The sequence below is a fragment of the Rhizobium moroccans genome (assembly GCF_057559155.1).
This window is the reverse complement of sequence record NZ_JBHFJG010000001.1, coordinates 119993-140482: the sequence shown is the minus strand read 5'-3', so window position 1 is coordinate 140482 and position 20490 is coordinate 119993. Positions and strand designations below refer to the sequence as shown.

Genomic DNA, 20490 nt, shown 5'->3' with positions numbered 1-20490 from the left:
TTCAGCCGCCGTAGACGACCAGCAAGTCCTTTGCGTCGATCTGGTCACCGGCCTTGACCAGCACCTCGGCGACAAGGCCGTCCTTTTCGGCATGAAGCGCTGTCTCCATCTTCATCGCCTCGATGGAGAGCAGCACGTCACCGGCCTTGACGGCTTGACCGGGCGCAACGAAGACGCGGGAGATGACGCCCGGCATCGGTGCGCCAAGATGGGCGGCATTGCCGCTTTCCGCCTTGCGGCGCACGGCTCCGCCGGAAGCACCATGCGCCCGGTCCGGCACCTTGATGCGACGCGGCTGGCCGTTGAGCTCGAAGAACACCGTCACCATGCCCTGCACATCAGTGGCGCTCATCGCCTGGTTGACGATGACGAGCGTCTTGCCTTTTTCGATATCGGCGAACAGCTCCTCGCCATCAGCAAGCCCGTAGAAATAGGCCTGTGTCGGAAGAACGGAGACCGGGCCATAGGTTTCCGCTGCCTGCGCGAAGTCTGTGAATACCTTCGGGTACATCAGGTAGGATGCGAACTCGAAGTCATCGATCTTGCGCCCGAGCTTCTCCTCGATCGTCTTCCTTTCCTGATCTAGATCGGCATCGGCAAGCAAGGAGCCGGGCACGGCCGTATAAGGCTCTTCGCCCTTGAGCGCCTTCTTCTGCAAGGCCGCTGGCCACCCGCCCGGTGGCTGGCCGAGATCGCCCTTGAGCATGGACACGACCGATTCCGGGAAGGCGATATCCTTATCCGGGTTCTCGACATCGGCAACAGTGAGATCCTGAGAAACCATCATCAGCGCCATGTCGCCGACCACCTTGGAAGACGGCGTCACCTTGACGATGTCGCCGAACATCTGGTTTGCGTCGGCATAAGCCTGCGCCACCTGATGCCAGCGGGTTTCGAGGCCGAGGGAGCGGGCCTGCTCCTTGAGATTGGTGAACTGCCCACCCGGCATTTCGTGCAGATAGACCTCCGAGGCGGGGCCCTTCAGATCGCTTTCGAAGGCGGCATACTGAGCGCGCACCGCCTCCCAGTAGAAGGAGATACGGCGGATCCATTCCGGGTCCAGGCCCGGATCACGCTCGGAACCGGCGAGTGCCTCGACGATCGAGCCGAGGCAAGGCTGCGACGTATTGCCGGAAAGGGCATCCATCGCCGAATCGACCACATCCACGCCGGCATCGACCGCGGCAAGCACGGTCGCCGCCGAGATGCCGGACGTATCATGGGTGTGGAAGTGGATCGGCAGGCTGGTCGCTTCTCGCAGCGCCTTGAACAGGACCCGCGCAGCCGCAGGCTTCAGCAGGCCGGCCATATCCTTGAGGGCGATGATATGCGCGCCCGCCTTTTCCAGTTCTTCGGCCAGTGCCACGTAATATTTGAGGTCGTATTTCGGCCGGGCGGAATTCAGGATGTCGCCGGTATAGCAGATCGCCGCCTCGCAAAGCCTGTTCTCTTCCTGGATCGCATCCATCGAGACACGCATGTTCTCGACCCAGTTCAAGCAATCGAAGACGCGGAAGAGATCGATCCCGCCTGCAGCCGCCTGACGGACGAAGTATTTGACGACATTGTCGGGATAGTTCTTGTAACCGACGCCGTTGGCGCCGCGCAGCAGCATCTGGAGGAGCAGGTTCGGCGCACCTTCGCGGATAAGCGCCAGCCGCTCCCACGGGTCTTCGGTCAGAAAGCGCATCGACACATCGAAGGTCGCCCCACCCCAGCATTCCAGCGAGAAGAGGTTGGGCAGCGCCCGGGCATACACCCCGGCGATGCGCGCGATGTCATAGGTGCGCATGCGCGTGGCGAGCAGCGATTGATGCCCGTCGCGCATGGTCGTATCGGTCATCAGAACACGCTTCTCGCCCCGCATCCATTCGGCGAACTTCTTCGGTCCGAGCGCGTCGAGCTTCTGTTTCGTGCCGTCGGGGATTGGTCCGTTGACATAGGGCAGCACCGGCTTGGCGGCCTGAGCCGATGGCTTCGGACGCCCCTTGGTTTCCGGATGACCGTTGACGGTCACGTCGGCGAGATAGGTGAGCAGCTTGGTGGCGCGATCCTGGCGCTTCACCTGCTCGAACAGTTCCGGCGTCGTGTCGATGAACCGCGTCGTATAGGAATTGTCGCGGAACTTCGGGTGACCGATGATCGCTTCGAGGAAGGTGAGGTTGGTGGCAACCCCGCGGATGCGGAATTCGCGCAGCGCCCGGTCCATGCGGCTGATCGCTTCTTCCGGTTTCGGAGCCCAGGCCGTCACCTTGACCAGCAGCGGGTCGTAGAAACGCGTGATGATCGCGCCGGAATAGGAGGTGCCGCCATCCAGCCGGATGCCGAAACCGGAAGCCGAACGATAGGCGGTGATGCGGCCGTAATCCGGAATGAAGTTGTGCTCCGGGTCCTCCGTGGTGATGCGGCACTGGAGCGCATGACCGTTGAGACGGATATTCTTCTGGGCCGGCACGCCGGATTCCGCCGTGCCGATTTCGAAGCCGTCGAGGATGTGGATCTGCGCCTTGACGATATCGATGCCGGTAACCACCTCGGTCACCGTGTGCTCCACTTGGATGCGCGGATTGACCTCGATGAAGTAGAATTTGCCGGTGTCGGCATCCATCAGATATTCGACCGTGCCGGCGCCGATGTAATTCGTTGCTTTGGCGATCTTCAACGAATAGTTCGCCAGTTCCTGGCGCTGGGCGTCCGACAGATAGGGCGCCGGCGCCCGCTCGACGACCTTCTGGTTGCGCCGCTGAATAGAACAGTCGCGCTCGAAGAGATGCACGACATTGCCATGCGTATCGCCAAGGATTTGGCTCTCCACATGGCGGGCCCGTTCCACGAGCTTTTCCAGATAGACCTCGTCCTTGCCGAAGGCCGCCTTGGCCTCCCGCTTGGCTTCCGTCACCTCGCGGGCCAGATCGGCCTCAGAGCGAATGACGCGCATGCCGCGTCCGCCGCCGCCCCAAGAGGCCTTCAACATGACCGGATAGCCGATCTCGGCTGCCATCCTGGCGACTTCGGCCATGTCGTCCGGCAGCGGTTCGGTTGCCGGAACGACCGGCACGTCGACGGAGATCGCCAGATTACGCGCAGCGACCTTGTTGCCGAGCTGGCGCATAGTCTCCGCCGTCGGGCCGATGAAGATGATCCCGGCCTCGTTGCATGCCTCCACGAACTCCGGGCTTTCCGACAGGAGTCCGTAGCCGGGATGAATGGCATCCGCCCCGGACAGCTTGGCAACTCGGATAATTTCCGGAATGGAGAGATAGCTTTCGATCGGCCCGAGATCGCGCTGGAGATGCGGGCCGCGGCCGATCTGATAGCTCTCGTCGGCCTTGAAGCGATGCAGCGAGAGCTTGTCTTCCTCCGCCCAGATTGCGACCGTTTTTATGCCGAGCTCATTGGCTGCGCGGAAAACCCGGATCGCGATTTCAGAACGGTTGGCGACAAGAATCTTCGAAATCGGCAAAGCGGTCCTCCTCAAAACCCCAGCAGAATGCTGCACTGCGAAGAAACCAATAGCGCCTTAACCGCTGGAGTTCAATTTCTCCTAAAACATCTTCTCAAATTAATGTGAACTCGCCCAGCCTCTCAAGCGACGAGACCATGTCGAAACGCGAAGGCAACCAGATGCTGCCTGTTTCGAGCATTGAGCTTGTCCTGAAGACCGTTGATGTACCAATCCACGGTATGATTGGAGATGCTCAGCGTCCGCGCGATGTCGTGAGAGGTCATCCCATCCGCCAAAAGACCGATCACCTCCATCTCCCGGCGGGTAAGAGGCGCGCCGAGAGCCGTTGCCTTTTCGAGCTTCTTCGCCTCACCGGCGAATTCCATCAGACGCCAGAAAACCTTTTTCGCCGCCGTTTCGAACAATGCCATTTCAGCTGGCGACAAATCGACGGAACGGCTGCTGCTGATCATCATGCTGCCGAGCAGGCCGCCGCGACCATGAACCGGAAATGTATAGCCGTCGTGGAGCCCGTGGCGACTGCTATCCTGCATCATGCGCTGCGCGCGCGGCCATAGCGGATCGTTTCTCAACATCGCGGAAGCCTCGCGCCATCGGAAGGATCTATGGGCAATACCCATTATTCGTATGGCTGGATCGATGAGGATATATTTTTTGGCTACATAATTTTCCCGCCAGCCCGCGGGCCAGTGCCCCGCCAGCATCATCTTCATCGGGTTCTCGTGAGATTTAGGCTGCGTCAGAACGCCATAATATTCAAATCCATAGGTCTTCAATAGAGATTCGAGCAACGTTACGAGATCGCTCTTTGTCTTAGTCTCGCTTACCAATACCAAAAGTTGGACGATAGATTGAATACTCAAGCTTGCCCCCGAAATTCTGCATTATGCCTTACGTCCTGTTCTCGCTCTGAGATAAAAATATCTTAATCGCGTAACCCATAGTTGATCGGTTTGGTTAGCAAATTACTGAAAACGGATAGCAAAATCTTGCATAGCGAGTCAAAAATCGTAACTGTCGAAACCTACCTTGAGCTGCAAGGGGTGAAACATTCTTGCAGAAGCCTATTATTTCCTGCATCCGTCGCGAAAATGTCGTTGCGGATCTCCTGGGGTATTCATGTTCGCCGTTGAAATGGTGGAATAAATTCGCACGCAATCTTTTTTCGTATCTTTCAGGGTCGGTTCATTTCAACGGGAGTATGAGCACCTAACGCAGTATTGTCGCCGCATGTTCCTTCGACGAAAAGCGGCGTATGTCATGAAAGAGGGTTGCGCCAGTTGTCACTACTCCAGGTATATTCCCGAGCTCTGAAATATCTCGCAGCGAATCGCTTCCGGGTTTCGCTGGTCGTCATCGCCAACATCGTGCTCGCGGCAATCACCATCATAGAGCCGATTCTTTTCGGCCGAATCATCGATGCGATCTCCTCCGGAGGCAGCGTCACTTCCGTCCTCATGCTCTGGGCGGGCTTCGGCGTCTTCAACACGATCGCCTATGTTCTCGTCGCCCGCGAGGCGGACCGCCTCGCCCACGGCAGGCGCGCCACCCTGCTGACGGAAGCCTTCGGGCGCATCATCTCGATGCCGCTTGCCTGGCACCATCAGCGCGGCACCTCCAACGCCCTTCATACCCTGTTGAGGGCTGCCGAAACCCTGTTCGGGTTGTGGCTCGAATTCATGCGAACGCATCTGGCAACCGCCGTTGCCCTGCTTCTGCTGATCCCGACGGCAATCTCGATGGATTGGCGGCTCAGCATCGTTCTGATGGTTCTCAGCGTACTCTACTGGATCATCGGCAAGACCGTGATGAACCGCACCAAGGAAGGCCAAGCCTCCGTCGAGAGCCATTATCACAACGTCTTTTCGCATGTCAGCGATTCAATCAGCAACGTATCGGTGCTGCATAGCTACAACCGTATCGAAGCCGAAACGAAGGCGCTCAAGGATTACACCAAGGACCTGCTGGACGCCCAGTATCCGGTCCTCGACTGGTGGGCGCTCGCAAGCGCGCTGAACCGCACCGCCTCAACCGTCTCCATGGGCGTGATCCTGGTCATAGGCACCATCCTCGTGCAACGCGGCGAGATTCGCGTCGGCGACGTGGTGGCATTTATCGGTTTCGCCAATCTCTTGATCGGGCGCCTGGATCTCCTGCGCCAATTCGCGACCCAGATATTCGAGGCGCGCGCGAAGCTCGAGGATTTCTTCCGGCTGGAGGATTCCGTGCAGGAACGCGAGGAACCTGCCGGCGCTGGCGAGATGGGAGCCGTCCGCGGCGAGGTGGAGTTCCGCGACGTCTCCTTCGAGTTCAGCAATTCGACACAAGGCCTGCACGACATCTCCTTCATTGCCAAGGCCGGCGAGACGGTGGCCATCGTCGGTCCGACCGGCGCGGGAAAGACGACCCTCGTCAATCTCCTCCAGAGGGTCTACGATCCGCAGAAGGGAAAGATCTTCATCGACGGCGTCGATACCGGCACGGTCACGCGCAAGTCGTTGCGCTCTTCCATTGCGACCGTCTTCCAGGATGCCGGACTGCTCAACCGCTCGATCAGCGACAACATAAGGCTCGGACGGGAAGGGGCCACCGAGGAGGAGATCGCCGCCGCCGCTAAGGCTGCTGCCGCCACCGATTTTATCGAAAGCCGCCTCAGCGGCTACGAGACGCCCGTCGGGGAACGCGGCAACCGGCTGTCCGGCGGCGAGCGCCAGCGCATCGCGATCGCGCGCGCGATTCTCAAGAATGCGCCTATACTGGTGCTGGATGAAGCCACCAGCGCGCTCGACGTCGAGACTGAAGCGCGCGTGAAGGCCGCTATCGATCGGCTGCGCAGAAACCGCACCACCTTCATCATCGCTCATCGGCTCTCCACCGTCCGCGATGCCGACAAGGTGATCTTCCTCGACCAGGGCCGCATTCTCGAAATGGGCACCTTCGAAGAGCTCAGTCACAGTGGGGGCCGCTTCACCTCCCTTCTCAGGACGAGCGGCATCCTGACCGATGACGAGGCGAAGCGGGGCGAACCCGAGCCCGCCTGAGACTCACGTCACGTCCGACACGAAAGCAAAAGCCCGCCTCCGTTTATTTTCGGAGGCGGGCTTTTTCTCTTTTGGTCGACCTGATCCGCGTCAGCCGGAGACCGGCTGCACTTGCCGCTTTGTCTTTCCGGTTCCGAGGGCAAAGCCCTCATCTTCCTTTACCGCCTTGCCGTTGATGGTCACGACAAGATCACCCTTCTTTCTTTCGACGGCGATCTTATGGCTCTTGCCGTCGAGGACCAGTTCGGCCGAATAGCTGTCCCAATCGGAAGGGAGAGCCGGCCGCACGAAGAGGCGGTCGCCTTGGCGGCGGATGCCGAGAATGCCTTCCACCGCTGCGCGATAGAGCCAGCCGGCAGAACCCGTGTACCAGCTCCACCCGCCACGTCCGGCATAATCGCCCGCTCCATAGACGTCCGCGGCAACCACATAGGGCTCCACCCGGTACTTCTCGGCGGCATCGCGATCGAGTGCATGGTTGACGGGGTTCAGAATCTGGAAGCACTTCCAGGCATCGTCACCCCGCTTGAGTGCGGCAAACGCCAGAACGACCCAAATCGCCGCGTGGGTATACTGCCCGCCGTTCTCACGAACGCCTGGCGGATAAGCCTTGATGTAGCCGGGATCCTGAGCGCTCTCGGCAAAGGGTGGCGTGAAAAGCCGGATGATGCCGGTTTCAGCATCGACGAGCTTTTCCAGCACCGCATTCATGGCCTGCTCTGCCCGCTCGGGATCGCCCTCGCCGGAAAGCACGCTCCAGGACTGAGCAAGCGAATCGATGCGGCATTCCTCACTCTGGCTGGAACCCAGCGGCGAACCGTCATCGAAATAACCACGTCGATAGTAGTCGCCATCCCAGCCGGCCGTCTCCAGCGCCTGTTTCAGAGAGGTCAGGTGACTTTTCCATGCCTCCGCGCGGGTGGCATCGTCACGTTCCTCGGCATAGCCGATGAAGTCGCGCAACGCACTCGCCAGGAACCAGCCGAGCCAGACGCTTGAGCCGCGTCCGCCGATGCCGACCCGGTTCATTCCGTCGTTCCAGTCGCCGCCGAGGATCAGCGGCAGGCCGTGTTCTCCGGTTCGCGCGATCGCCAGATCGAGGCCACGGGCCGCGTGCTCGTAGAGGCTTTCCGCATCCGCGGACTGATCGGGCTTGAAGAAGGAATCGTGCTGGTTCTTCGCAAGCTGCGGTCCCTGAAGGAAGGGAAGCTGCTCGTCGAGAAGCGTCCGGTCCCCCGTGGCGGCGACGTATTGATGGACCGCATAGGCGAGCCATACGACATCGTCGGAAATCATCGTCCGCACGCCGGCGCCGCTCTGCGGTAGCCACCAGTGCTGCACGTCACCTTCGGAGAATTGCCGCCCGGCGGCATTGACGATCTGCCGCCGCGCAAGTGACGGTTCGTGGACGAGGAATGCTAGCGTATCCTGCAGCTGGTCACGGAAGCCGTAGGCGCCGCTGGCCTGATAAAAAGCCGACCGCGCCATGATGCGGCAACCGAGTGCCTGATAGGGCAGCCAATGGTTGACCATATGGTTGAGCCCATCGTCCGGCGTCTCGATCTTCAGGCGACCCGTGAAGCCTTTCCAGAAGTCTCGGTTACCGGCGACAATCCGGTCCGCGTCGTCGTAACGAAGCTGAGCCACCAATGCCTTGGCTTCCTCGCGGGTTTCCGCATCACCCAGGAAGATGTTGAGGAGCTTTTCCTCACCCGGCCCGAGTTCGACATCGAAGGCGAGCGCCGCACAAGGATCTCCATCGATCTCGAAGGTCCCGGCAAGCGGCGCGGCGGCCGCGACCGCAGCCGGCCGGTCGATGCTGCCGAACCTTCCGACGAACTCGCGTCGACTGGTCGTGACGCTCGAAGGCACCTCGCTTGCCGAGAGGAAAGCGAAACGGCGGAAATCGACGCTGAACGGGTTGGTGGCGAAGAGCGCACCCGTTTCTTCATCCCGGCTCGTCAGGATGAACGGCAGCGAACGCTGGGGATTGTTGCCCAGCAGCCATTCCGCATAGGCATAAACCCTGAGACTGCGCGGCTTGGAACCGGTATTCTTGACCAGCATCGAGGAAAGCTTGACCGGCCTTTGCCGGTCGACTGTCTGGGTCAGTTCGACCGCCAGACCGTTGTCTTCGGTCGAGAAGCTCGAATAACCAAGCCCGTGGCGGGTTTCGAAGCGAGCCGACGGACGGCGAGACAACGACGCGAACGGCGTTACGATATCACCGCCCTCGCGATCGACGATGTAGAAGCCTTCGCCCGGCCGGTTGATGACCGGATCGTTGGTCCAGGGCGTGAGCTGATAATCTCGCGAGTTGCGGGACCAGGTGAAGCCGGCACCCTCCGCGGAGACGTGGAAGCCGAAGCTTTCGTTCGAGATCACGTTGATCCACGGCTGCGGCGTCGACTGGCCACCGGCAAGCCGGACGACATATTCGCTGCCGTCTTCCGCGAACCCACCAAAACCGTTCCAGAACTGAAGATCGCCTGCATCCTGCACCGCTTCGCCGGCAATGAAATCCTCGCCGGTGAGCAATGGACGCCGGTCTGGCTCCTGTACGCGCGGAGCGGCAAACAGGGTGATGGCGCGATTGAGCTGATCGACGATCTTGCCGTTCTTGGCATGAAGCACGACGCGAGAGGCCGCGAAGAGACCGTTCGCATCCTCTTCGGTCATCAGGTCGCGGCGCAGCGCGAAGACATGCTGGGCACCTTCCTGCTGGCTCGTGCGGCGGGCATTATCCGAGACGCCCTCGATCGCGTGCTGCATGTCCTGGGCGTAGGAGGTCGCCCGCTCGTTGAAGACGACGAGATCCGCGGTGACTCCGCGCGAGCGCAGATATTCGTAAGCGCTTACCGCCTCGCGGGCGACCGGCATGTCCGTGTCGTCGTTGATGCGCAGCGTGAAAATCGGATAATCGCCGGAGACACTCTGAGGCCAGAGTGCAGACTGCGGCTGCATGCCGGATTCGATCGTCGCCTGGTCCGCCCGCAAATGCATGTCGGGATAGATGAGATAGCGGGCGAGATGCTGGAACGCGGCCGCCTGCTGCGAATTGATGCCGAGATGGCGCATCTGCACTTGCGTGCGGGTCCAGGACTGGACCAGCTCATGGGCAAAGGCATCCGGATGGCGGTAGCGCTCGATCGCCTGGTCGAGCTCCTCGCGCTTCGGCGCGGCAATCGTCCAGAAGATGACGCTGACCTTTTTGCCGGCCGGCACCCGAACGACGCGACGGAGCGACAGGACGGGATCGAGTGTGAAGCCGTCCGTGCCGGAAAGCGTCGCGCCGGCATCGAAGGCCGCCGCCTCGGCAAGCGTGCGACCGCGGCCAAGGAATTTCCGGCGGTCGGTTTCGAACTCGGTCGGCCGGGCGGAGCCGGCATTGTCCGAGGCAAGATGCGCGACGATCATATCCGGATCGCTGGGGTTGCGCTTGTTGCGCCATGCCCGGATCACATCGCCGCGCTTGCCGATTTCGGTGCGGACGAACATGCGCGAGAACAAAGGATGCGCGCTGTCGTCGTTGTCGCTGGCGAGCACCGGCTCCATGTAGGAGGTGACTTCGATGAAGCGGTCTTCCGCGCCCATGTTGAACAGCGTGACCCGGCGCCCTTCCGCGTCGTGCTCGGTCGCCACTATGCATTCGACGACACTCGTGAGGTCGCCGACGGTCTTGTGGAATTCGGCCTTGTCATCGCCGAAGACGGTCTTTGCCTTCTCGCCCTCGGCGCGCCGCGGCTCTGTGGTGGTCGACCACCAATCGCCGCTTGCGGTATCGCGCAGGAAGATGAACTGGCCCCACCGGTCTTCCGTCGGGTCCGGTTTCCAGCGCGCGACCGAAAGGCCGTTCCAGCGCGAATAGCCGGAACCGGCGGCAGTCAGCATGAGCGAATAGTGGCCGTTCGAAAGCAGCACCAGTTCGCGCTCGCTGAGCGCCGGATCGGAGACCGTGCGGATTTCGGAGCGAAGCAGCTCCGCCTGTCCCTTGCCGGGCGTCTCCTCGTGCTTGGCGCTCATCACCGGAATGTCGCGCGGCGCCTTTTCCTGCAGCAGCAGTTCGGCGGCCTCAATCACCGGATCAGAATGGAAGAGTTCGCGCAGGATGCCGTTGAGAACGACGTTGGCGACCGCTGCGATCGACATGCCGTGGTGATGCGCATAGTAGTTGTAGACCACCGCGCAACGCGCGCCGGTGGGCACGCGTGTCGGCGTGAAATCGACGGCGTCATGGAAGCCGTAGGCGCCGAGAGCGCCGAGCGAGCGCAATTCCTCGAGGTTTTCGAGTGCCGCCAGCGGATCGTACTGGCTGGCAAGGATCGAGGCATAGGGCGCGATTACCGCGTTCTGCCCGAGACCGCGCTTCAGGCCGAGCGTCGGCACGCCGAAATTCGTGTACTGGTAGTTGAACAGATGGTCGCGTGCGTTGAAGGCCGCCTCGGAAATGCCCCAGGGCGTGCCGAGACGCTTGCCGTGGGCGATCTGTTCCTTGACCACCAGATTGTTGGTCTGGTTCAGGATGCCGCCCTGCCGCTCCTGCATGACGAGCGGCGGCATCAGGTACTCGAACATCGAGCCGGACCAGGAAACGAGCGCGCCCCGCGCGCCGACCGGAACGACCTGGCGACCGAGGCGGTACCAGTGCTCATTCGGAAGATCGCCCTTGGCGATGCCGAAAAGGCTCGTCAGGCGGCATTCGGAGGCGAGGAGGTCGTAGCAGGCCTCATCGAGTTCATTGGTCTCGACCCGATAGCCGATCGAAAGCAGCCTACGATCCTTCCGGAACAGGAAGGAGAAATCCATGGAAAAGGCAAGGTCGCGCGCACGGTCGCGCAGCGTGGCCAGACGCTCGCGCAGCGGCTCGATATTCGAGTGATCGAAGACGCTGTCGGCGATATGGGCTTCGCAGACATTGACCAGCGAGGAGGTCCAGCGCGTCACCTCGTCGCTCTGGGACGACTTCACCTCATGGTGCAGGTTGGTCGCAAGCTTCTGGATGTCGCGGGCCAGCACGGCCAGATTGATGATGCGGATGGAGGCAAACTCGTGCTCGCGTTTGACGGCAGCAAGGGCATTGCTGAACCCCGCAATACGCTCTTCCAGCCGGCGGCGCAGCGGCCGCACGGTCTTGCGGTCGTCCGGCAGGGCTTTGAGCGTTTCGGCAAGAATGCCGGCAACGTCGCCTATACCGTCGAGACTGCCCTGAAGATGCGCCGAGGGCGCCTCGGCCCAGATGCGGCAAGCGGAGGAAACGGCGATCAGATGACCCGCCAGATTGCCGCTATCGACCGCCGAGACATAGCGCGGTCCGAGCGTCTGCAGACTATCGGTATGGTACCAGTTGAAGAGGTGGCCACGATACTTCTCCATCCGGTCGACAGTCGCGATGGTCCGCTCCAGCCTCTCGATGGTATCGGTGAAGTTCACCCAGCCGAAATTGCGCGCCGAGATGACGGAAAGCAGGTAGACGCCGATATTCGTCGGAGAGGTGCGCTTGGCCAGAATCGGTTCCGGACGCTCCTGGAAGTTGTCGGGTGGCAGGAAGTTCTGTTCCTCGGTCACGAAGGCTTCGTAATAGCGCCAGGTGCGGCGCGCGATCTTGCGCAGCTCCACGGAGACCGGTTCGGGAACGAAGAGGCGGTCTTCGGTCTCGGCCGACTGGCTGACATACCAGGCAACCAGCGGTGATAGTATCCAGAGTATGGCGAATGGAATGCCCACCAGGAAAGCGTTGTCGCCGGGGATTGCCGACAGAATGATGCTGAGCACCGCGATCGCCGGCGCATGCCACATGGAGCGATAGTAGTCCTGCGGGCTGCCCTGGGCGCTCGACTGGATACTGGCAGCCGTGCGCCATTCCAGCATCAGCTTGCGGCTGACGAAGAGACGGTAAACGGACCGAGCGATTGCATCGGTCATGATGCAGGCGCTATCGGCAATGAAGACGATCCGCAGCGCAACTTGCGCATTTGCGGAACGGATGTCCGACCAGACGGAATAGAAATGCGCTCGCGGAATAATATCGGTCGAGCGAGGGAAGATGCCGGTCACGAGTGAAAGCGTCGGCGCGACGAAGAGCGAGAAGATCAGCAGTATCTGCCAGACCAGCGCGCCAAGCGGGTCCATGAAGTACCAGCCCAGCACGGAAGCGAAGAACCAGGCGATCGGCGTGAGCGAGCGGCGCAGGTTATCGATCATCTTCCAGCGGCCGAGCGCGGTGACGCCGTGCTTGGTATCGAGGATATAGGGCAGGAGCTGCCAGTCGCCGCGAGCCCAGCGATGCTGGCGGGAGACTTCGACCTCATACCGTGTCGGGAAGTCCTCGACCAATTCCACGTCGGTCACCAGGGCGCAGCGCGCGAAGGAACCTTCGAGAAGATCGTGGCTGAGCACCGAGTTCTCGTCGATGCGGCCCTTCAGCGAAGCCTCGAAGGCATCGACATGATAGAGCCCCTTGCCGGTGAAGCTGCCTTCTCCGGTCAAATCCTGATAGACGTCGGAGACGGTGAAGACGTAAGGATCGAGGCCCCGCCCAACGGAATAGACGCGCTGGAAGACCGAAGCATCCTTGCCGGTCGTCAGTGACGGCGTCACGCGCGGCTGGAGAATGCCGTAACCGTGGGTCACCCGGTTCGTCTTCGGATCGAGGACCGGACGATTGATCGGGTGGTGCAGCTTGCCGACGAGCTTCGTCACCGCGTCCCGCATCAGCCGCGTATCGGCATCGAGCGTCATCACGTATTGCACGTTTTCCGGCACCGTATTGGCGCCCGGCAGATAGCTGGTATCGCGGTCGCCGCGCAGCAGCAGGTTCAACTCGTGCAGCTTGCCGCGCTTGCGCTCCCAACCCATCCACACGCCCTCATTCGGGTTGAAGAGCCGGCGGCGGTGCAGGAGGTGGAAACGCGTCTTTCCGTCATGCGTGTAGCGCGCGTTCAGCGTCGCGATCTCGCGCTTGGCATAGTCGAGAATCTCGAGATCAGCGGCACTTTCCTCGACATTGCTGTCCCGCCAGTCGCTCAGAAGCGCAAAGGAAATTTCTCCGCGCGGATTGGCGAGATAATGGACTTCCAGATTGCGGATCAACTCGTCGACGCTATCGCGGTTGGTAATCAGGCACGGCACGACAAGAAGCGTCTTCGCATCCTCGGGTATGCCTTCCTTGAATTCGTATCCCACCAGCCTCGTCGGTCGCACGAAATAGGTGACGAGCGTGTTGAAGAGGCCGGTTGCGCCCTCGGAGGCAGGCAATGCGAACATCAACATGAAGAAGGAGATGACCGGCCAGGACATATCCGCCTGCACCATGAACCAGCCGACGATCGCCATGGCCAGCACGGTCAGCAGAATCACCGGCCCGGCAATCGCGAACCAGTTCAGGCGGCGGACAAACCGGAGGGTCTGCTGCAACATCGCCGGCGGATAGCCGATCCTCGCTTCCAGTTTCCGCCGGTGGCGGCCAACGATGAAAGCGCCGATATTGGTCTCGCGGGGATCGGCGCTGCCGTTTGCGGCCGCCTCCTCCGCAAGCGCGACTGCCGCGAGCGCCACTTCGGTCTCGCTTTTGCGCGAGCGCCGCGCGAGCTTCTCGATGCGGTTGCGGTAGGCATTGCGCGAGCCGAAATCGAGCGCCTCGTAATCGGTGTGCTCGCGGAAGATCTTGTCGACCTTGGAGACTTCCTCGAACCAGACGCTCCATTCGGTATCGTCGATCTCGCGCAAGCTCTTGATGATGTTGCCCATCGTGACATTGCCGGACGAGAGACGGTTCTGCTCGGCGAGCATCACCTCTTCGATATCCGTGCCGGCGCGCTCCAGGCGCTCTTCTATCCAGGCGACCGCGAAACCGGATGTCTGCGCGGCATTGCGCAAGCGATAGAAGAACTGTGCGATGAAGGTATTGTCGTCCGCAAACGCTTCGGCGCGCTTCAGAACATCGAGGCTCGCCGTCTCGTCGTTGAGACGGATGATCTCATCGGCGACTTCGTTGGCCTTGCCACGCATATTTCGCGAGCGCTCGACCCGGGTCGCGATACGCCGAAGATTTTCGATCAGGACGAAGCGGATGAAGGAGGGCAACGCCCACAGCTCACCGATTTCCAGCGATTCCTTGTCCTGAAAACCATCGACCATGGCTTCGAGCGCGTCGGTCGAGACGGTGCTGTGGGTGTGGGCGACATAAAGCCAGGCGAGCGCCAGCACGCGCGGTATTTCATTGCCACCGACCGACATGCGCGGCAACTGTCCATAGAACCGCCGGGGGAAGTCCCGCCTTACTTCCTGGATGGCCTCCTCGACGATGTAGTGATTGTCGAGCAGCCATTCCGCTGCGGGAGTAATGGTTGCACCGGCATCCACATCGGCCGCCGTCGCGCGATAGACGCGAAGGATTTCCTTTTCGTTCTCCCGATGCCGCTGGAAGAAGTCGAAAGGACCGAAACTTGGCAGGCTGCGCGCTCCGTCGCGGCTGAGCTCTACCCCGCACGCCCGCAGCTCCTCGGTGTTGAAATAGGTCGAGCGGATCGAATCGTTGTGGTCGATCTGCTTGGCTTCGTTCTCGCGCTGGGAACCGGTCGGCGTGGTATGAAGGGACATGGATACGACTTTTCGGTGAGAACTGGTTAGCTGTCGGCCTTGCCTGGATCGGCTGCCCGGGAGATGCCGCTCATCACGTCATTGATGAAGGCCGGCCGGATGCACATCCGCGGAGGAAAGAAATAGAGGGCGGCAACGATATTGCAAACGATTGAGCGCAACTGCTGCCTGCTTCTTTACGGATTCTCGCATCACTTGCATCTATCTCCGCGAGCCTGAATAAAGCCTGAACGAAACCAGCCGCTCGAGCGAGAGGATTCTTCGCACCTTCCGCACGCCATCTCGTTTTCCGACGGCGGACGCTATCCGCAGCAAGCGAATTATTACGGCCTATTTTAGCGGAAGTGACCTTACCGCCGCGAGTTCACGTTGCTATTCATGGCGCTCCTGACATGAAACATTGGTGTTGCGCGATGACGATCCAGTTTTCGAACTACATGGCGGAGGTGGTCGCAACGCGGCGCTACCTTCACCAGCATCCCGAACTCGGGCTTTCTGAGTTCAATACGTCCGATTTCATTGCCAAGCGGCTCACCGAACTCGGTTACGAAGTCACGCGCGGGCTTGGCAAGACCGGCGTCGTCGCCACTCTGAAGAATGGCACCAGCACACGTTCCGTTGGCATTCGCGCCGATATCGACGCGCTACCGATCCGGGAGGAGACCGGGGCGGAATATGCAAGCAAGAACGAGGGGTTGATGCATGCCTGCGGCCATGACGGGCACACGGCCATGCTGCTCGGCGCGGCGAAGATCATAGCCGAGCGCCGCAATTTCGACGGCACCGTCCATCTCATCTTCCAGCCCGCGGAGGAGAATTTCGGCGGCGCCAAATTGATGATCGAGGACGGGCTTTTTACGCGCTTTCCCTGCGATGCCGTCTTCGGACTGCACAATGACCCCGGCCTCCCGTTCGGCAAGATCTACGTGAAGGACGGCCCGATCATGGCGGCCGTGGACGAGTGCCGGCTCGTCATCAACGGCCGCGGCGGCCATGGAGCCGAACCGCAGGATACGGCCGACCCGATCGTTGCGGGAGCCAGCATCATCATGGCGCTCCAGACCGTGGTCTCGCGCAACATCCATCCGCTCGATCCGAGCGTCGTCACCGTCGGCGCCTTCAATGCGGGGATTGCCAGCAACGTGATCCCCGAACGGGCGGAAATGGTGATGACCATCCGCTCCTTCGATCCTGCCGTTCGCGATAAGCTGGAGAAACGCATCCGGGCGATCGCAGAGGGCCAGGCGGCAAGCTACGGCATGACAGTCACCATCGAATACAACCGTGGCTATGAGGCGACCGTAAACCACAAGGCCGAGACCGATTTCGTCCGGGATCTTGCCAGGCGCGCGGTCGGCGAGGAGAACTTGGGAGAGATCTCTCGCCCGATGATGGGCAGCGAAGATTTCGCCTATATGCTGGCCGAGCGGCCGGGGTCCTATTTCTTCCTGGGGACGCGCCGGACGGATAACGACCCGCCGCTTCACCACCCGCGTTTCGATTTCAACGATGACGCCCTGCCGATCGGCACCGCCTTCTGGGTGGAGCTGGCGGAAGCCTATCTGCCGGTGGAATAACTCATTGAAATAAAACACCTCCCGCGCCAGCAGGCGCGAGAGGCGTTCGGGTCGGGAACCCTCTTCGTTCCTCGCGATCCAGGGAGGATCAGCGGATCACGGGAACAAGCCGAGCGTCACGGCGCCTACGAAAAGGAAAGCCGCGGTAACGAGCGCGGCATGGGCGGCTGCCTGCCATCGGTGAGCGGAATGGGCGCCTCGGACCGGCATAGACCGCGTATGAACACTGTGCCTGAACTGCCGCATCTGATCTCTCCAAGCCTTTGCCCTGCAATGAGCGTGATCCAATGCTAGCTTATCTCTAGTAAGCCGATAGAGATAAGTTTCTAAGTGGCTGGAGGTTCCGTAGAAAATCTGTTTTCGAGCGGCGGCGATTTCGGAGATTAACGGTTTATTATGCTCTGAGGCAAAATCGAGGCTTCAGTGACCAAACCGATCGAGCGCTATCCGGAAGATATCGGGGTCGATATTGCCACCAGAAGCAACGGCGATCACGGTGTCGCCGAGCGTCTCACCGTGGAAGAGCGCGGCCGCCAGAGCAACGGCTCCACCCGGCTCGATGACGATCTTGAGACGGTTGAAGGCAAGGGCAACCGCACGGAGCGCCTCATCTTCGCTAACGACGATGCCGGGACCGCAAAGCCGCGCCATGATCGGAAAGGTGATGCTGCCCGGCTGCGGCGTGATGATCGCATCGCAGAGCGAACCAGAAACCGAAGCGTTGCGCTCGATCCTGCCGGATGCGAGCGAACGAGTGACATCATCGAACCCCTGGGGTTCGCACGGGCAGGCCCGAAGCCGCGAGGCCTTTGCCGCTAGGGCGAGCGCCACACCGGAGATAAAACCACCGCCGCCCGTAGGCACCAGCACGTCCGCGCTGCCAATACCCTGTTCCTCCGCCTGTTCCGCAATCTCAAGGCCCGCCGTGCCCTGCCCGGCGATCACCAGCGGCTCGTCGAAAGGCTTGATGAGCGTCAGCTCTCGCTCCTCGGAAAGTCTGTCGCCGATCGCATCGCGATCTTCGCTCGCCCGGTCATAGAGAACGACCTCGGCGCCATAGGCTCGGGTATTCTCGATCTTGATGCGCGGTGCATCCGACGGCATGACGATGACGCTTGGAATACCGTGCATTCTTGCGGCCAGCGCAACGCCTTGCGCGTGATTACCCGACGAAAACGCGATGACGCCTTTCGCTCTCACCCGCGGCTCGAGCGCTGAAATCGCCGACCATGCACCGCGGAACTTGAACGAGCCGGTATGCTGCAGGCATTCCGGTTTCACGAAGATCCGTCGTCCTGCAATCTCATCCAGGAATGGAGAGGAAAGCAGGGGCGTACGACGAATATTGCCGCCCAGACGTTTCCGGGCGGCTTCGATCATGGCGATGTCGGTCATGCGAGTATCCGAAGTGAAAAAGGCCTGTCTGGTCAAGCCAGCGTATAGGCGGTTTTCACGACGGTAAAGAACTCTGCGGCATATTTGCCCTGCTCGCGCGGGCCGAAGGAGGATGCCTTGCGGCCGCCGAAAGGCACGTGGAAATCGACGCCCGCAGTCGGCAGGTTGACCATCACCATGCCGGCCTCGGAATTGCGCTTGAAATGGGTCGCGTGCTTCAGGCTGGTGGTCGCGATGCCCGCCGAGAGACCGAACGGCGTGTCATTGGCGGTTGCCAGTGCTTCCTCGTAGTTCTTCACCCGGATGACGGAAGCGACCGGTCCGAAGATCTCCTCGCGCGAGATGCGCATCTGGTTGGTCGCTTCGGTGAACAGCGTCGGCTGCAGATAAAAGCCGGGCGTGTCACGCTTCACGAGTTCGCCGCCGAAGGCGAGCTTGGCGCCCTCGTTTTTGCCGATCTCGATATAGTCGGTGTCCTGCTTCAGCTGCTTGTCGTCGACGACCGGGCCGATATGGCTGCCGGCCTTCATGGCGTTGTCGACGTTGAGCGTCTTCAGCTTCTCGGTGAGTGCCGCTACGAACTTGTCGTGGATGCCTTCCGTCACGATCAGGCGGGACGAAGCGGTGCAACGCTGGCCGGTCGAGAAGAAACCGGAATTGGCGGCGGCTTCGACGGCGACGTTGAGATCCGCGTCGTCCAGCACGACCATCGGGTTCTTGCCGCCCATTTCAAGCTGGAACTTGCGGTTATGCTCGATCGAGGCGAGAGCAACACGTTTTCCCGTGCCGGTCGAGCCGGTAAAGGTGATGCCGGCGAGGTCCGGGCTGTCGAGCATGGCCTGGCCCACGACCGAGCCGCGGCCCATGACGAGGTTCAGGACGCCCTTCGGCAGGCCGGCGCGGTGGAGGATGTCGACGATCGCCCAGCCACAGCCAGGCACCAGATCGGCAGGCTTGAAGACGACGGTATTGCCGTAGCAGAGCGCCGGCGCGATCTTCCATGCCGGGATGGCGATCGGGAAATTCCACGGCGTGATGATGCCGATGACGCCGAGCGGTTCGCGGGTTATCTCGACGCCGATATTCGGGCGGGCCGAGGGCACCACTTCACCGGTCAGGCGCAGTGCTTCGCCGGCGAAGAAATCAAAAATCTGGGCGGCGCGAATGACTTCGCCGGTCGCTTCCGGAAGGATTTTGCCTTCCTCGCGGGCGAGAAGCGCGCCGAGTTCGTCCTTGCGGGCGAGGATTTCGTCGGAGGTCTTTCTCAGGATCGCGTGGCGTTCGAGGATGCCGGAGCGCGACCATGCGGGAAACGCTGCCTTTGCCGCGGCGATCGCGGCCTTGGCGTCTTCGGCACCACCCTGCGCGTACATGCCGACGACATCGTTGATATCGGAAGGATTGATGTTCTTAGAAGCCTCGCTCCCAACCCATTCGCCGTCAATCAGATTCTGGTAGATGGTCATGCTCAGCTCCTCTCGCTTCATCGATGGCTGCTGCTTTACGATGCCAGAGCCGAGCATTCAATAGTATGACTAAATGTTTTCCTCGACCGCGGCCAAGGACCCCGACGCGGAGGCCACGCCTAGCTTCACCAGGGCCTTGACGGGAAGGTGGTCGGAAGCGAGACGTGCAAGAGGGCTATCATGGGCCTCAACGCTTTCGATGAGGCCCGGCCTGTTAGCCATGATGCGATCGAGCGCCAGTACCGGCAGGCGGGAAGGAAAGCTCGGGATCGCCGGAGGCAGACCGAAAACGGTGGCGAGCGTGTTGAGCGAGGATCGGTCTCCGAGCCGCCATTCGTTGAGGTCGCCAAGTAGGATGGTGGGCTGCTCCTCGCGAGAACGCAGGATATCGATGATCATCCGCGTCTGCTGATGGCGCGATCGATGGAGAAGGCCTAGATGCGCGGCGATGATCCTCAGCGCGCGTCCGTTGTTGAGCTCCAGCTCCGTGATCAGCGCGCCGCGCGGCTCAAGCCCCGGCAGTTTCACCTGATGGACGTCGCGCACCAACCCTTCCCGGAAGAAGACGGCATTGCCATGCCAGCCATGCGCCCTTGAGACCCCTAGAAGCGGCACCGGAAACAGACCCGCCTCCCGCTCCAGCCATGCGAGGTCCAGCAGGCCGCGGCGCTCTCCAAACCGGGTATCGGCCTCCTGCAATGCGATGAGATCCGGCGCGATTTCGCGAATGACATGGCTCGTACGGGCGGGATCGAACTTGCCGTCCACGCCTACGCATTTATGCACGTTGTAGGAGGCGATCAGCATGCTAGCGGGATCGCGCAGCGGGGTGCTTCCCCTTCCGCCGCGATTCTTCCTGTCACGGATCGAAGCGATTATCCTTGCCGGAAGAGTGTCGCCTTTTTTTCGCATGACCGTCATTACGTTCGCAGATGCACAAAATTATA

The 20490-nt window shown here is 61.1% G+C and carries 8 protein-coding genes; 2 read left to right on the top strand and 6 right to left on the bottom strand.

Features of this window, described 5'->3' with window-relative positions; all coding sequences use genetic code 11:
* Window position 1 precedes the first annotated feature (1 nt).
* Together pyc and ACE04I_RS00590 are read right to left on the bottom strand one after the other, a co-directional pair.
* Window positions 2-3463: a pyruvate carboxylase gene (pyc, locus tag ACE04I_RS00595; RefSeq protein ID WP_487206335.1), complete on the bottom strand. Its 3462-nt coding sequence runs from the start codon at window positions 3461-3463 to the stop codon at window positions 2-4.
* A 122-nt stretch (window positions 3464-3585) separates the two neighbouring features.
* Window positions 3586-4329, bottom strand: a complete 744-nt coding sequence (locus ACE04I_RS00590) for a helix-turn-helix transcriptional regulator (protein WP_046796188.1) — start codon at window positions 4327-4329, stop codon at window positions 3586-3588.
* Between the two features lie 417 nt (window positions 4330-4746).
* On the opposite strand from ACE04I_RS00590, the gene ACE04I_RS00585 reads away from it, so the two are divergent.
* Entirely contained in the window at window positions 4747-6507 is a 1761-nt protein-coding gene (locus ACE04I_RS00585; protein WP_046796187.1) for a glucan ABC transporter ATP-binding protein/ permease, read from the top strand.
* Between the two features lie 90 nt (window positions 6508-6597).
* Here the strand turns inward: ACE04I_RS00585 and ACE04I_RS00580 are convergent, their stop codons facing one another.
* The gene (locus ACE04I_RS00580; RefSeq protein WP_487206334.1) at window positions 6598-15105 is read right to left on the bottom strand and encodes a glycoside hydrolase family 94 protein; all 8508 of its coding nucleotides are present in this window, start codon (window positions 15103-15105) and stop codon (window positions 6598-6600) included.
* Window positions 15106-15518: 413 nt separating this feature from the next.
* Between ACE04I_RS00580 and ACE04I_RS00575 the strand changes: the two genes are divergently transcribed.
* Entirely contained in the window at window positions 15519-16682 is a 1164-nt protein-coding gene (locus tag ACE04I_RS00575; RefSeq protein ID WP_487206333.1) for a M20 aminoacylase family protein, read from the top strand.
* A 420-nt stretch (window positions 16683-17102) separates the two neighbouring features.
* Here the strand turns inward: ACE04I_RS00575 and ACE04I_RS00570 are convergent, their stop codons facing one another.
* The 3 genes from ACE04I_RS00570 to ACE04I_RS00560 form a co-directional block, all read right to left on the bottom strand.
* A complete protein-coding gene (locus ACE04I_RS00570; RefSeq protein WP_487206332.1) occupies window positions 17103-18077 on the bottom strand; it encodes a threonine ammonia-lyase in 975 nt (324 codons plus the stop codon).
* 32 nt (window positions 18078-18109) lie between these two features.
* On the bottom strand, window positions 18110-19543 hold the full coding sequence (locus tag ACE04I_RS00565; RefSeq protein ID WP_487206331.1) for an aldehyde dehydrogenase family protein: 1434 nt from the start codon (window positions 19541-19543) through the stop codon (window positions 18110-18112).
* 69 nt (window positions 19544-19612) lie between these two features.
* The gene (locus ACE04I_RS00560; protein ID WP_487206330.1) at window positions 19613-20455 is read right to left on the bottom strand and encodes an endonuclease/exonuclease/phosphatase family protein; all 843 of its coding nucleotides are present in this window, start codon (window positions 20453-20455) and stop codon (window positions 19613-19615) included.
* Window positions 20456-20490 lie beyond the last annotated feature (35 nt).

What these genes read in the sequence shown, in the direction of transcription:
- ACE04I_RS00560 (WP_487206330.1), bottom strand. Translation starts at nt 20,455, where the DNA reads ATGCGAAAAAAAGGCGACACTCTTCCGGCAAGGATAATCGCTTCGATC.
- ACE04I_RS00575 (WP_487206333.1), top strand. Translation starts at nt 15,519, where the DNA reads ATGACGATCCAGTTTTCGAACTACATGGCGGAGGTGGTCGCAACGCGG.
- ACE04I_RS00565 (WP_487206331.1), bottom strand. Translation starts at nt 19,543, where the DNA reads ATGACCATCTACCAGAATCTGATTGACGGCGAATGGGTTGGGAGCGAG.
- ACE04I_RS00580 (WP_487206334.1), bottom strand. Translation starts at nt 15,105, where the DNA reads ATGTCCCTTCATACCACGCCGACCGGTTCCCAGCGCGAGAACGAAGCC.
- ACE04I_RS00570 (WP_487206332.1), bottom strand. Translation starts at nt 18,077, where the DNA reads ATGACCGACATCGCCATGATCGAAGCCGCCCGGAAACGTCTGGGCGGC.